Genomic DNA, 13662 nt, shown 5'->3' with positions numbered 1-13662 from the left:
CGGCGGCTTCTTGAGTGCGTTTCGCGAGAAAAACAGGGGGTGCCGCAAACGATTTCGTCGGTGCGGCGCAGCATGAACGCGCGTTTGGAACGGGTGGCACAAAGGGCGGGGGCGAGCCCGTGCGAGGCCGGTCGGGGTGACCGTGCGGCGCGGAATCGATTGGCGCGGCACGGAAAACCTCTTTCACGGTCCGGCCGGTGTTGAAAGTCGCTTACGCTTGCCCTGATGTGACGCGAATATTGTCGGGCGTACGATCGCGGTTCGATCAACGTTTCGTCAGGAGATACGCATGGATCGCCGTTTCCGTTGGCTGGCTGTCGCGCTGTCCTGCGCGCTGGCGGGCGCCGCGCACGCACAGGCCCTTACCGGTACGCTGAAGAAGATCAAGGAGACGGGCGTCGTGTCGCTCGGCATTCGCGAGTCGTCGGTGCCGTTCTCGTATTCGGACAACCAGCAGAAGAACATCGGCTACTCGCGGGACATCGCGTCGCGCATCATCGATCAACTGAAGACGGATCTGAATGCGCCGAACCTCACGGTGAAGGAAATCCCGATCACGTCGCAGAACCGGATTCCGCTGCTGCAGAACGGGACGATCGATTTCGAGTGCGGGTCGACGACGAACACGCTCGAACGGCAGAAGCAGGCCGCGTTCTCGAACAGCATTTTTCTGTACGGCATTCGCTTCAGCACGCGCAAGGACTCGGGCGTGAAGGATTTCGCGGACCTGGCCGGCAAGACGGTCGCGACGACGGCCGGCACGTCGGACGAGCGCCTGCTGCGCAAGCTCAACGAAGAGAAGGCGATGAACATGACGATCATCAGCGCCAAGGATCACGCCGAAGCGTTCATGAACGTCACGACCGGGCGCGCGGTGGCGTTCGTGATGGACGAGCCGCTGCTGTACGGCGAGATCGCGAAGGACCGCAACCCGGGCGCGTACACGGTGTCGGGCACGCCGCTCGTCCACGAAAACTACGCGTGCATGATGCGCAGGGACGATCCGGCGTTCAAGCGGGTCGTCGACGGCGTGATCGCGAAGATGCAGACGTCGGGCGCGGCCGAGAAGCTCTACGACCAGTGGTTCATGCAGCCGATTCCGCCGAAGGGCGTGAGCCTCAACTATCCGCTGTCGCCGGAGATGAAGCAGCTGTTCAAGAATCCGACGGACCAGGCGCAGTACTGATCGCTGCATCGTGGCGGTATCGCGCCGCACATGAAAAAACCGCCGGCACATGCCGGCGGTTTTGCGTTGCAGCCCCGGTACCCGGATCCGCTGGCTTCCCGGCCTGCGAAGCAGCGGCGTCGGAGGCCGCGAACCCGCTCGGCGCCGTCCGTGCCGGATGCCGAAACCCGCCTCCTGATCCCCGCAACACGCATCGTGCCCGCGGCGCCGTATCTCGACGGACGCCGTCCCGGGCCTCGTCCGTGCGAGTTCCTTGCTCCTTTTTGATGACCCGTTCCATGCGCCGGGCGACCGGCTGTGCGTGCACGCCGGTGGCGTATCCGCCGGCGCCGTGTGCCGCGTAAACCCGAATTCAGATTTCAATTTGAACTGGTCAGAATCGGCCGAAATTGTTCAACAATCTTCGGCGAAAAATCCCGGAAAGCCGCGCAGGGCGGCGTGCGGGAGGCGTTGTGGCGTTTCAGCGCGGGAGCCGAATAACCCAGGAGCTTCGCCATGTCCGCTCGTCTTCCGCTTCGACGTTTCCTCTGCGGCGCGCTTGTGCCGCTGGCCTTCGCGTGCTCGCTCGCAGCGGCGTCGCCGCTGCAGACGGTGCGGCCCGGCACGCTGCTGGTGGGATCGGATCTCACGTATCCGCCGTACGCGTACCTGGATGCCGGCAAGCCCGCCGGCTTCGACGCCGAGTTCTCGCGGATGCTGGCGCACCACCTGCAACTGGAGCCGGTGTTCCTCGATACACGCTTTCCGGACCTCATCCTCGGGATGAAGGCGCGCCGCTTCGATGTCGTCGCGTCCGCGCTCTATGTGACGCCCGATCGCGTGAAGCAGGTCGATTTCGTGCCGTACCTGAAGACGGGCGCGTCCCTGCTCGTCGCAAAAGGCAGCGCATTTCTGCCGAAGACGCCGCAGGACCTGTGCGGCAAGCGGGTCGGCTCGATCAAGGGCGCGTCCTGGACGCCGAAGCTGCGCGCGGTCTCGCAGGACACCTGCAAGCCGGCCGGCCGCGGCGAGATCGCGATCCTCGAGTTCCCGACGTCGCCGGAAGCGACGTCCGCGCTGATGGCAAAGGCGGTCGACGTCCAGATCGAGGATGCGGCCGTCGCGCAGGGGATCACGAAGCAGACGAACGAGCGCATCGAAATCAGCTCGACGACGCTGCTGTATCCGATCGTGATCGGCCTGGGCGTGACGAAGGGCGACAGCGGCCTGCAGGGCGCGCTCGAAGGCGCGCTGAGCGATGCGAAACGCAGCGGCGAATACGGCAGCCTCGTGAAGAAATACGGGTTGCAGGAGCCCACGCCGGCCGACGTTGCCGGGGCGCTGGGCGCCGCGAAATAAGCGCGAAGCAGGCACGACCCGACCATCGCGTGCCGCTCGGTGCGGCCGCAGCGCCCTTCGGGGTTGAGGAGTCTTCGATGCAGTTCGATTGGCACTATGCGTTTCAACTGTTGCGGGACACGGATTTCTGGCGCGCGTGCGTCGTGGTCGTCGAACTCAGTGTCGCCACGTGGGGGCTCGGCGTGTTGCTCGGGTTTCCGGTGGCGCTCGCGAGGCAGTCGCACCGGCCGCTGCTGAAGCGCGCGGCGGCCGGGTACATCTGGTTCTTCCGCAGCCTGCCGCTGCTCGTGCTGCTGGTCTTCATCTACAACCTCCCGCAGGTCTTCCCCGCGACCAGCGTGGTGCTGTCCGATCCGTTCACGGCCGGCCTGATCGCGATGGTGCTGAGCGAAACCGCGTATTTCGCGGAAATCCATCGCGGCGGGATTCTGTCGGTGCCGCGCGGGCAAATCGAGGCGGGGCGCGCGCTCGGGATCCGCTTTACCGGCATTCAGCGGCTGATCGTGATGCCGCAGGCGATCCGCATTGCGCTGCCCGCGCTCGCGAACGAGTTCATCACGATCGTCAAGCTCACGTCGCTGGTGTCCGTGATATCGCTTGCCGAGATCCTGCTCGTCGGACAACGGCTGTACACGCAGAACTTCCTTGTGTTCGAAACGATGCTGGCCGTCGCGTTCTACTACGTGCTGATCGTCACGGTGTTCAGCCGGCTGCTGGGTTATCTCGAGAGGCACCTCGACGTCAGCCGCCGCACGCCCGCGCAGTCAGGCCACGCGGATCTCGAACTGCCGCTGTCGGTGCCTGCTGTCGCGCCCAGACCGCGGGCGAGCGCGGAATTCGCACTGCGCGTGAAAGGCGTGCAGCAGCGCTACGGCCGCCACGAGGTGCTGAAGGATATTCATCTCGACGTCGCGCCCGGGCAGGTCGTGTCGATCATCGGCCCGTCCGGCTCCGGCAAGACCTCGCTGATCCGTACCATCAACGGCCTCGCGCCGGTGAGTGCCGGCGAGATCGACCTGTACGGCGTATCGTTCATCCGCGCGTTCGCTTCGCATCCGCCGCGCGTGTCGGACGCGCGCATCCTGGATATCGGCATGGTGTTCCAGGGCTTCAACCTGTTTCCGCATCGCACCGCGCTGCAGAACGTGACGATGGCGCCGTGCTATCACCGGCAGGCCGATACGGCAGCGGTCCGGCTGCAGGCACTGTCGCTGCTGTCGAAGGTCGGGATGCTCGAACATGCGAACAAGTATCCGCACCAGTTGTCGGGTGGCCAGCAGCAGCGTGTCGCGATTGCGCGTGCGCTCGCGACACGGCCGTCGATCATGTTGTTCGACGAGCCGACATCGGCGCTCGATCCCGAACTCGTCGGTGAAGTGTTGAAGGTCGTCGAGACGCTGGCAGCAGAAGGGATGACGATGGTCATCGTGACCCACGAAATGAATTTCGCGTTCAAGGTTTCCGACCGGATCGTGTTCATGGAGAACGGACGCATCCTGTACGACGTGCCGCCGGAGCGGATCCGCGGCAGCGCGGACGCGCGCGTGAAGGATTTTCTGAAGCACGTTCACTTTGCATGACGGACCACTGGATCGGAGCAGGAATGGACCCGACGGCTTTCCGGCTGAGCGACATGCACGATCATGCGTGTGCCGAGCGACTGCGCGCCTGTATGGAACGCGCGAACGCGCATCCCGGCGACATCGAAACGGCATGGCTCGCGCGTCGTGACGACGCGGCGACCCGCGAAGCGCGGGCAATGGACGCGTCGTTGCGCGCCGGGACGGCCGATGCGCCGCTGGCCGGGGTCGTACTGGCGGTGAAGGCCTGTTTCGATTGCGAAGGCTGGGTCACGCATGCGGGTTCGCGCGTGCTGGCGGACGCGCTGCCGGCGCGCGCCGACGCCGCACCGGTAGCGGCGCTGCGTCGTGCCGGTGCCGTCGTGGTGGCGCAGACGGCGATGACCGAGTTCGCGTATGGCGCGCTCGGCGTGAACCACGCGTACGGCACGCCGATGACGCCACTCGATGCACGGCGAGAGCGGGTCGCCGGCGGATCGAGTTCGGGCGCGGCCGTATCGTTGGCGCTCGGCGCGGCCGAGCTGTCGCTGGGTTCCGATACGAGCGGTTCCGCGCGCATTCCAGCCGCATTCTGCGGTGTGACCGGATTCAAGCCGTCGCGCGGACGCTATGCGACCGGCGGCATGCAGCTTCTGTCTACTAGCTTCGACGTACCGGGCTTGCTGGCCGCGACGGTCCGCCTGTGCCGGCGTGCGGACGCGGTGCTGCACGGACGCGGCCTGCAACGGGCGGCACCGGCAACCATTCGCGACTTCACGTTCATCGTGCCCGAGCCATTTGCGACCGACGACCTCGATCCCGTGGTCGGCCGCGCGTTCGACGGATGGTTGTCCCGGCTGTCCGCGCAGGGTGCGCGCATCCTGCGCAAGCGGCTCGATTGCGTGGCCGAGGCCGGTGCCGTCGCCCGCACGGGCGGCATCATCGCCGCGGAGGCGTTCATGCTGCATCGCGCGCGCCTCGCAACGGCCGCGGACCGCTACGATCCGCTGGTCGGGCCGCGCATCGCGGCGGGCGAGCACGTGCGCGCGCACGACTACGCGGCGGCTTTGCTGCGTCTCGCCGCGCTTGCCGATACATACCACGCCGAACTCGGCGACGCGGATGCGGTGTTGACGCCGACGGTGCCGATGCTGCCGCCGCGCCTGACCGATCTGGCCGACGAAGCCGTGTATCTCGCACAGAATGCGCGGGCGTTCAGGCTGACCGAATTCGCCAACCGGCTCGATCTGCCGAGCATCAGTGTGCCGGGCGACCTGCGGAACAGGCAGCCTGTCGGCTTGCTGATCACCGGGCGCCGCGGCGAAGACGCACGACTCTTCGATGTCGCGGCCACGGTCGAACGGACGCTGACCGGTTTCGCATGACGCGTTTCCCCGCGGCAAGGATCGCCTTGTCATCTTTCATCGCCATTATTCAGAGGTACTTATGATTGTCGTGAGATCGGCCGATATTGCCAATACCGAACGCCATGCGCGCGGCCCGGGCTGGGACAGCAAGCGCATGATCGTCAGGCAGGACGGCGTTGGCTACTCCGTCCACGAAACGCGCGTGCATGAAGGCGCGGAACTGCATCTGCATTACAAGAACCACTTCGAGACCAACTACTGCGTGGCCGGGGAGGGCGAGGTGGTCGACACGGCGACCGGCACCGTGCATCGGATCACGCCCGGAACGATCTATGCGCTGAATCTGAACGATCCGCATATCCTGCGTGCGACGCGCGGCGACCTGCATCTCGTGTGCGTGTTCAATCCGCCGCTGACGGGGCTCGAGACGCATCGGGAAGACGGCAGCTACGCGCTTCCGGCTGAACGGCAAGCCTGACCCCGTGTGCGGTCGGGCCGTTGCGCACCGCATCGTGCGGTGCGTGGTGTCAGGCTGCGTCGCGATGGCCGCGCTTGATCGCTTCGACGAGCATCCGTTCGGAATCGTCGAGATAACGCGCCAGCGTGGTAACGGCTTCGCTGCGGCGGTTCTGCGTGAGCAGGTCGTAGATCTGGTATTCGCGCTGGATCCAGTCAGGCGTTTGCACGCGCTTCTCGTCGGGATCGGCCGCGAAGACGAGACGCAACTGCGCCGAGATGGTCCGGAAGAATTCGTCGAGCAGCGCCGACTTCTGAAGCGCGACGATGTGCTGGTGAAACCGCAGGCTGTGCGTGCCGACGGCTTGCCAGTTTTCCTTGTCGAGTTCCCGCTCGGCCGCGCGAATGGCGGTCTGCATCTTTTCGAGCAGCGCCGGCTGGGCGAGTTCGGCCGTGTTCAGCGCATGCAGTTCGAGCGTCCGGCGCGCGACATAGAGATCGCGCACGTCCTGGCGGTTGAGCGTGCGCACGACGACGCCCTTGTGCCGCACGAACGTGACGAGCCCTTCACGGCCGAGCTGATGCAGGACTTCGCGAAGCGAGTTGCGCGACGTGTCGTATTCGGCGGCGAGGTCCATCTCGATCAGTGCCGTGCCGGGCGGCAGCTTGCCGCTGATGATGTGCTCGCGCAGTTGATGGCTGATCCGGTCGGCGACCGACTGTCCTCTCGCTTTTTCGCTTGCCATTCCGTTCGTTCGCTCCTCTCCTGATCGTGCGCCGCCGGCGTGGCCGGCCGGCGGCGTTTCGCCATTCTACGGGCTGCGGCTCGGGTTACGCCGTTTCGCCGTGCTGCCAGTCGGCCTGCGGCTGCTGCATGCCGTGCTGGCCGCGGTACGGCGCGTCGGCCTGCGGCTGCTGCATGCCGTGCTGGCCGCGGTACGGCGCGACGGACGGCGACGACCAGCCTTCGAGCAGGCTCGGGTCGAGCCGGTACACCTCGACGCCGAGCGGCCGGCACACGTCGATCGGATCGCGCGCGCCGGGCCCCCACATCGGCACCGACAGATCGCCGCCGGGGCAGGTGGACATCGCGCACAGCACGTCGATTTCGGCGAAGAATTCGAGGTAGTCGCCCGGTTTCGCGGGGCACGCCTTCATGAAGTACTTGTCGTCGTCGTTCAGGCCCGTGCACTGGAACACGTTGAGCACGTCGTGCACGTCGAATTCGGTGAGCCCGTACGGCGCGACCGCGCGCACGAGGTTCGAGTGGCAGTGGAAATGAAAATCCTCGCCGGTCAGCAGCTTGTTCACGTACGGGTCGCAGCGCGTGCCGAGCAGGTCGTGCACGCGGCCGCCGTCGCCGTCGACGCCGTAACCGGCGAGCGTGTCGTCGGTGATCGTGACCATCGGGCGCAGATACGGCAGTGTCGACCAGAGCCGGTCGAACGTCGTCACGTGCGCGGCCTGCAACTGGCGCGTGCGCGACGCCCACATGCGTTCGCGCGGATTGTGCAGGTTCCAGATGTTGAAATCCGCGACTTGCGGGCCCTCGAGCGTGACGATCCGGAATACGTGGCCGGCCGGCACCGTCCAAGCGAAGCCGCTGCGGATCGGCACGACGTGCGAGGCAATCCGTTCGCGCGCGTCCTGGCGCCGGGCAATCGCGGAATAAAAGGCTTCGTCGACGTTCAGGACGGAGCCCTTGGTGACCTGGTAGGCAGCGGGATAGTTCGACATGACGCGGTACTCTCGGGAAAGGTTGGCAGATGCGTCGATCCGGCTGTAACCCTTTATGGTGGCCGGTCAGGCGTCAATTCGCATGATTGATTGTTCAACAATTGATTGGCGCTCCGGGGAGTATAGGGGGAAGGCGGGGAGGTGTGTCAATCGGAGGAAAGTCCGGAGGATCGGGGGCGGTGGCGCACGCGCCGCCTCTGGCGACACGCCGGGCGTCGCACATGAAGAAACCGCCGGCACATGCCGGCGGTTTTGTTTTGCAGCCCGGTCGCTCGTGCGCCGGCGTCGCGCGTCAGGCCTTGATTTCGGGCCCGCGCGCAGCCGGCCGGGCCGGTGCCGACGGCGCCGCCGAAGGCACCGAAGGCCGCGCCGGCACGATGACGAGCACCGGTTGGGGCACGGCCCACGCCGGCATCGCGAACCCGACCGGTTGCGGCATCGGCATGGCGAACGCGTTGGCGAGCGCGATGTGCTGGAGTGCCAGCATCTGCTGCTGCATCGCGACCATCTGCGCCTGGGCTGCCTGCATCCGGTACTGCGCGGCCTGCATCTGCCGCAACGCTGCCGCAGGCGGCATGCCGCCCGACGACGACGTCTGCATCTCGAAGCTCGCGCCGCCTTGCGGGCCGTGCCAGCTCCACGTGCTGACCTTCATCGGGCCGACGGCCGTCTGGACGACGCGCGTTTCGGCTTTCACGGGCACGGCATGCCCGTCGACGTCGACGAACATCGGTTGGGCGGCGGCTGCCGCGCCGGCCTGGCCGGCCAAGGCGAGCACGGGCACCAGTGCCAGCGCGCCCGCCGCCATATACGAACGGAATCGCATCTTCGTATCTCCATCAAACGAGACTGATCGAATCAACAATGACGTGCGGCTCACGGAGTGAGCCATCCGGGACAATGCCGCCGTCGGCTTAAATCAACATTAAAACCGCGGCCGGCCGCCCCGGTCAGCGCCTTTCCGGAAGGGCCGCGCGGCATTCAACCTCGCCCGCGCCAGGGGGAATCCGGTCGCCTGGCGCTACAACAGGCACAATACGGGATTCGCCACGATCGCACGCCTGTTCGACATTCGAACATCGACGGTGCGGCACCGCTGCCCGATCTCCTTCCCAGTCGTCATGAACGCCACGCTCACTCCCGCGCGCGAGTCGAATTCGCCGCGCTTCCTGCTGTTCCTGATCTGTCTGTTCGCATCCGCCGGCCAGCTCGCGATCGACATCTACGTGCCCGCGCTGCCCGACATGGCGCGCTCGTTCGCGACCACGCCGCAGGCGATCCAGTCGAGCGTGTCCGGCTACATGGCGGCCTATGCGCTCGGCCAGCTGATCTTCGGCCCGATCGCGGACGCGTACGGGCGCAAGCGCGTGCTCGCATTCGGGCTCGTGATCTACACGATCGGTTGCCTGCTGTCGCTCGGCGCGCCGAACCTCGAGACGTTCATCCTGGCGCGCTGCCTGCAGGGTTTCGGGATCGCGACCACCAACCTGCTGGCGAAGGCGATCATCACCGATTCGTTCTCGGGCCAGGCGCTGATGCACGCGTTCACGTACATGTCGATCGCGTGGGGGCTCGCACCGATCATCGCCCCGGTGATCGGCGCGCACCTGCAGGAATGGTTCGGCTGGCGGGCGTGCCTCGTGTTCCTGCTCGTCTACTCGCTGGTGATGTGGGCGCTGCTGTGGCACTACCGCGAAACCTTGCCGAAGCCGGTGCATCTCGAGCCGCGCACGCTGATGACGAACGCGGGCAAGGTGCTGGCGAGCCCGGTGTTCCAGAGCTGCTTCCTCGCCCAGGGGCTGTGCTACAGCATCCTCCTCGTGTTCAACATCGTCGGGCCGTTCATGGTGCAGACGACGCTGCACAAGCCGCCGACCTTCTTCGGTTATCTCGCGCTCGGGATCGGCTTGATGTATTTCCTCGGCGGGCTGTCGAACCGGATTCACGGGCGCGGGCTGCCGAGCGCCGAGCAACGGCTGCGCATCGGCGCGCGCGTGATGGCCGGCGCATCGGTCACGATGCTGGTGCTCGCGCTGACCGTCGGCCTGCGCGTGTGGACGCTCGCGACCCCGGTGCTCGTGATGGGTTTCTGCGCGGGCGCGATGTATCCGACGCTGATGGCCAAGGGCAATTCGCTGTTTCCGCATATCGCCGGGCTGACGAGCGCGATCCTCGGCTGCGCGCTGCTGCTCGTGTCGTCCGCGATGATGGGGCTGGCCGGCTTCGTGTCGATTCATGTGCTGACGCCGCTTGCGGTGTTCTTCGTCGCGCTGTCGTTCATCGTCGTGTGGATGGTGACGAAGCTGCTGCGCTACCTGTCGCAGCAACAGGCCGCGCCGGTTGTTTGCGGGCGCGGGGAGGCCGCGTAAGCGCGGCCGGCCGACCCATGAGCCGAATCCTGCTGAACCGCGTCGCCCGATCCGACGCCGCCGACCTGATCGCCGCCAATCGCGCAAGCCGCAATCATCATCTGCCGTGGGTCGACTCGTTCGTCGACCAGGCGGGTTTCGACCCATGGTTCGCCCGCTGCCTGACGGGGCCGAACGTCGGCCTCGTCGCGCGCGAGCAGGCGTCCGGCGCGGTGGTCGGTGTCGTGAACCTCAACGAGATCGTCGGCGGCGTGTTCCAGAGCGCGTATCTCGCGTACTACGGGATGGCGGATTTCAGCCGCAAGGGGCTGATGACGGATGCGCTGCGCGCGGCGATCGCCGTCGCATTCGGCGAGCTGGGACTGCATCGGCTCGAAGCGAACATCCAGCCCGGCAACCACGCGTCGATCGCGCTGGTGCGGCGGCTCGGCTTCGCGAAAGAGGGCTTTTCGCCGCGCTATCTGCGCATCGGCGGCGAATGGCGCGACCACGAGCGCTGGGCGCTGCTGGCGGACGACGCGCGCGAAGCCGGCACCTGACGGCTGATTCCCGTCGCGCCCGTTACAGCGGATGCGCGGCGCCGGCCTGCTGCAACAGCGAAACGGCAACCGGATCCGGCTGTCCGTTCGAGTCGATCGCGCCGGCCTTGGCCAGTGCGACGAGGTCGCTGTCGACGCCCGGTTGCCCGACCACGAACGATGTGGTCAGGAACGCCGGCGCCGCGAGCGTGACCGCATAGCGCTGCTGCAGGTTCGACACGACGGCCGATTGCGCGGCCTGGACCGCGTTCGGGTCGTTCATCACCTGCTGATCGTGCAGGCTGCCCTGGAAATGACCGATCAGCCCGGCCGTGTTCGTGCCGAGCTGGGCCGCGAGATAGACCAGCATCAACTCGGTCTCGGGCGTCGTATTGAAGGTGCCGCCTGCATACGCGAGCGAATGAAGGCTCGTGCCGCCCGACGCCACGGTGATCACACACGGCAGCGTCGCGTTGAGCGTCACGCGGTAGTTGCCGCCGCCGTCCGTCAGCGTCGTCGCCGAGCCGGCCGCGCAGTTGACCGTCACCTGCGCGCTCGCGAGCGCGCCGCCCGTCGCGGCCGTACCCGACAGCGCGACGGTTTGCGTATTGTTGTTGAAGCAGACATCGACGCCGAAGCAGGCATCGCCGTTGCACGCCTGGAGGGCGGCGAGCGTTGCGACGCACAAGACGCCCAGCGCGGGGCGGGTGAAGCGTTCGTGGCGAATGTTCATGGTCGCGGACGATCGGAAGAATGGGGCAACCGGTGCGCGTCGGGAAGGCGGCGCTGTTCTCATTCTAGGCCTCGGATCGGCGCGCTGCTGGCTCGTTTGACCCGGTCGCGACGACAGCGACGCACATGCCTCTGCACCGGGGTTGGCCGGTTCACGTGCTCAGGGCTTGCGCGCGGCCGTCTTCGCGAACGCGCCGCGCACCTCGAAGCTGATCGCATCCGCGACGTTGCCGCGTGCGTCGACGAGCTCGAGCCGGTGCCGCCCCGGCCACGGCAGCCATGCGATACGGTCGGCATGCCCGATCACCTTGTCGTCGAGCCGCCACGCGAACTTCGTCGCGCGCCCGGCCGAGCGCTCGAACCAGATGCGCTGATTCCTCGGCGGAATGTCCGGGTCGATCGCGAAGATCGTGCCGTCGGTCGGCGCGCCGATCGTCAGCGGCGCGCGCGCGCCGTCCTTGCCCGGCGCGACGGGCGCCGCGAGCCGGATCGTGTCGACCGCCGTCCCGGCGAGGAACCACTCGTTGCGTGCAGGCTCGATGTCGCGCTCGAACGCGATGCGGCGCGTCTCGACGCCGGCCGGCGCGCGCGGCGCGCGGCTCGGCAGGTCGCGGTGCAGATAACCGACGACGGCCGACCACACGGGCGACGCGCCCGTGACACCCGACACGTCCCACATCGGCGAGCCGTCCGCATTGCCGACCCACACGCCGACCGTATAGCGCGACGTGTAGCCGACGGTCCAGTTGTCGCGCATGTCCTTGCTCGTGCCGGTCTTGACGGCGGAGAAGAAGCGCGTCGCGAGCGGGTTGTCGAAGCCGAACGTGCGCACGCGCGCGTTGTTGTCGGACAGGATGTCGGTGACGATGAAGCTGGCCGCCTCGCTGAACACGCGCGTGCCGTCATTCGTCCCGGCGGGCGCCGATGCGCCGGATGCCGGTGCCGCGGCCGGCAGGTCGACGACCTTGCGCGCGACGCCGCCGTTCGCAAGCGCGCGATAGGCGTTGGTCAGCGAGAGCAGCGTGACGTCGGCGCTGCCGAGTGCGAGGCTGAAGCCGTAGTAGTCGCCTTCCTGCGCGAGCGGCAGGCCGAGTGCGGTCAGCGTGCGCGCGAAGCGGTGCGGCGTGACGAGCACGAGCGTGCGCACGGCCGGCACGTTCAGCGAGCCGCCGAGCGCGCTGCGCACGCTCACCCAGCCCTTGAAATCCTTGTCGTAGTTCTGCGGAATGTACAGGCCGCCGCCGGCGGCGAGGTTGATCGGCGCATCGTCGAGCAGCGACGCGGCCGTCAGCCGTTTCTCGTCGAGCGCCTGTGCATAGAGGAACGGCTTGAGCGTCGAGCCGGCCTGGCGCGGCGCGAGCACGGCATCGACGTCGCGCGCGCTCGACAGTGCGCCCGACGACCCGACCCATGCACGAATCTCGCCGGTCGCGTTGTCGATCACGACGACCGCGCCGTCCTGCACGTTGCGCCGGTGCGCGGGCGCATTGAGTTCGGTCAGCGCGCGCATCAGCGTGTCGCGCGCGAAGCGCTGCAGCGGCGCATCGAGCGTCGTGCGGACCTGCGCGCCGGCCGCCGGTTTGACCTCGGCCGCGATGCGCCGCGCGAAGTGCGGGGCGAGGGCGGCGCCGTCATCGCGCACGGCGCTGGCGGGGCGCACAACGACGAGCTGCACGTAACCGTCGAGCGATGCGCACGCCGGTTCGGCGTGCATGTCGCGCAGGATCCGGCACGCACGTTCGGCGATCTTCGCGGGCGCCGCGTTCGGCGCACGCACGAGCGCAGCCGCGATCGCCGCCTCGCGCGCGTCGAGGCCCGACGGCGCCTTGCCGAACAGCACCTGCGACAGCGCGCCGAGCCCGACCGTCTCGCCGCGGAACGGCACCAGGTTCAGGTAGGCCTCGAGAATCTGGTCCTTGCGCCAGCCGCGTTCGAGCAGCAGCGCGTTCATCGCCTGCGTGGCCTTTTGCGGCAGCGAACGCTGGCCCGAGCGGCGCGGCGAATCGCTGAGCAGCCCGGCGAGCTGCATCGTGACGGTCGACGCGCCGCGCGTGCGCTCGTTCCACAGGTTGCCCCACGCGGCGCCGGCGATCCCGCGCCAGTCGACGCCGCTGTGTTGGTAGAAGCGCTTGTCCTCGGACACGACGATCGCCTCGCGGAACGCGGGCGAGACATCCGCGAGCGATACCCAGTCGCCGCGCCGTTCGGCGAGGTCGACGCGCGTGCGCTGCAACGGCGTGCCGTCGCGCGCGAGCAGCACCCAGTCGGAACTGCGCCAGTTGCGGCGCACGTCGTCGTAGCCGGGCAGCGCATGTGCAACCAGCGGCGCGGCCAGCACGACGGCGACGAATACGCGGCCGGCGAAACGCGCCGGCCGCGGCCATGCCAGATCGATCATCA

General features: G+C 67.4%; 13 protein-coding genes. 7 read left to right on the top strand and 6 right to left on the bottom strand.

Features of this window, described 5'->3' with window-relative positions; all coding sequences use genetic code 11:
* The first annotated feature begins 289 nt into the window (after positions 1-289).
* Entirely contained in the window at positions 290-1186 is an 897-nt protein-coding gene (locus AC0KUR_RS15195) for a glutamate/aspartate ABC transporter substrate-binding protein (RefSeq protein WP_049034956.1), read from the top strand.
* 359 nt (positions 1187-1545) lie between these two features.
* On the opposite strand, the gene AC0KUR_RS15190 is transcribed toward AC0KUR_RS15195, so the two are convergent.
* Positions 1546-1683 carry a hypothetical protein gene (locus tag AC0KUR_RS15190; protein WP_154233740.1) on the bottom strand — a complete coding sequence of 46 codons (138 nt, stop codon included), beginning with the start codon at positions 1681-1683 and terminating at the stop codon, positions 1546-1548.
* Between AC0KUR_RS15190 and AC0KUR_RS15185 the strand changes: the two genes are divergently transcribed.
* The 4 genes from AC0KUR_RS15185 (at position 1682) to AC0KUR_RS15170 (ending at position 5928) form a co-directional block, all read left to right on the top strand.
* Positions 1682-2524 (top strand): transporter substrate-binding domain-containing protein, encoded by an 843-nt coding sequence (locus tag AC0KUR_RS15185; protein ID WP_367188505.1) that lies wholly within the window; start codon positions 1682-1684, stop codon positions 2522-2524. The two genes, AC0KUR_RS15190 and AC0KUR_RS15185, sit on opposite strands and share 2 nt — an antisense overlap.
* A 77-nt stretch (positions 2525-2601) precedes the next feature.
* On the top strand, positions 2602-4104 hold the full coding sequence (locus AC0KUR_RS15180; protein WP_473376118.1) for an amino acid ABC transporter permease/ATP-binding protein: 1503 nt from the start codon (positions 2602-2604) through the stop codon (positions 4102-4104).
* A gap of 23 nt (positions 4105-4127) precedes the next feature.
* Positions 4128-5468: an amidase family protein gene (locus AC0KUR_RS15175; protein ID WP_473376117.1), complete on the top strand. Its 1341-nt coding sequence runs from the start codon at positions 4128-4130 to the stop codon at positions 5466-5468.
* A 61-nt stretch (positions 5469-5529) separates the two neighbouring features.
* Entirely contained in the window at positions 5530-5928 is a 399-nt protein-coding gene (locus AC0KUR_RS15170) for an ectoine synthase (protein ID WP_034187905.1), read from the top strand.
* Positions 5929-5977: 49 nt separating this feature from the next.
* On the opposite strand, the gene AC0KUR_RS15165 is transcribed toward AC0KUR_RS15170, so the two are convergent.
* The 3 genes from AC0KUR_RS15165 to AC0KUR_RS15155 form a co-directional block, all read right to left on the bottom strand.
* Positions 5978-6652 carry a GntR family transcriptional regulator gene (locus AC0KUR_RS15165; RefSeq protein WP_034187904.1) on the bottom strand — a complete coding sequence of 225 codons (675 nt, stop codon included), beginning with the start codon at positions 6650-6652 and terminating at the stop codon, positions 5978-5980.
* An 85-nt stretch (positions 6653-6737) separates the two neighbouring features.
* Complete coding sequence (locus tag AC0KUR_RS15160; RefSeq protein WP_473376116.1) at positions 6738-7643, bottom strand: urea carboxylase-associated family protein; 906 nt, start codon at positions 7641-7643, stop codon at positions 6738-6740.
* A 292-nt stretch (positions 7644-7935) separates the two neighbouring features.
* On the bottom strand, positions 7936-8469 hold the full coding sequence (locus AC0KUR_RS15155; protein ID WP_473376115.1) for a hypothetical protein: 534 nt from the start codon (positions 8467-8469) through the stop codon (positions 7936-7938).
* A 295-nt stretch (positions 8470-8764) separates the two neighbouring features.
* Between AC0KUR_RS15155 and AC0KUR_RS15150 the strand changes: the two genes are divergently transcribed.
* Both AC0KUR_RS15150 and AC0KUR_RS15145 read left to right on the top strand, forming a co-directional pair.
* Positions 8765-10012, top strand: coding sequence for a multidrug effflux MFS transporter (locus AC0KUR_RS15150; RefSeq protein ID WP_034187900.1), 1248 nt, complete (start codon positions 8765-8767; stop codon positions 10010-10012).
* A 17-nt stretch (positions 10013-10029) separates the two neighbouring features.
* Positions 10030-10551: a GNAT family N-acetyltransferase gene (locus AC0KUR_RS15145; protein ID WP_034187899.1), complete on the top strand. Its 522-nt coding sequence runs from the start codon at positions 10030-10032 to the stop codon at positions 10549-10551.
* A gap of 22 nt (positions 10552-10573) precedes the next feature.
* Here AC0KUR_RS15145 and AC0KUR_RS15140 read toward each other — a convergent pair whose 3' ends face one another.
* Together AC0KUR_RS15140 and pbpC are read right to left on the bottom strand one after the other, a co-directional pair.
* Complete coding sequence (locus AC0KUR_RS15140; RefSeq protein ID WP_226227427.1) at positions 10574-11263, bottom strand: hypothetical protein; 690 nt, start codon at positions 11261-11263, stop codon at positions 10574-10576.
* A 159-nt stretch (positions 11264-11422) separates the two neighbouring features.
* Positions 11423-13660 (bottom strand): penicillin-binding protein 1C, encoded by a 2238-nt coding sequence (pbpC, locus tag AC0KUR_RS15135; protein WP_473376114.1) that lies wholly within the window; start codon positions 13658-13660, stop codon positions 11423-11425.
* Positions 13661-13662: the final 2 nt, after the last annotated feature.

This window comes from Burkholderia sp. YHN3-13 (assembly GCF_055810675.1).
Note: the sequence above shows the minus strand (reverse complement) of the source record. Positions and strands in the feature narration are given on the sequence as shown.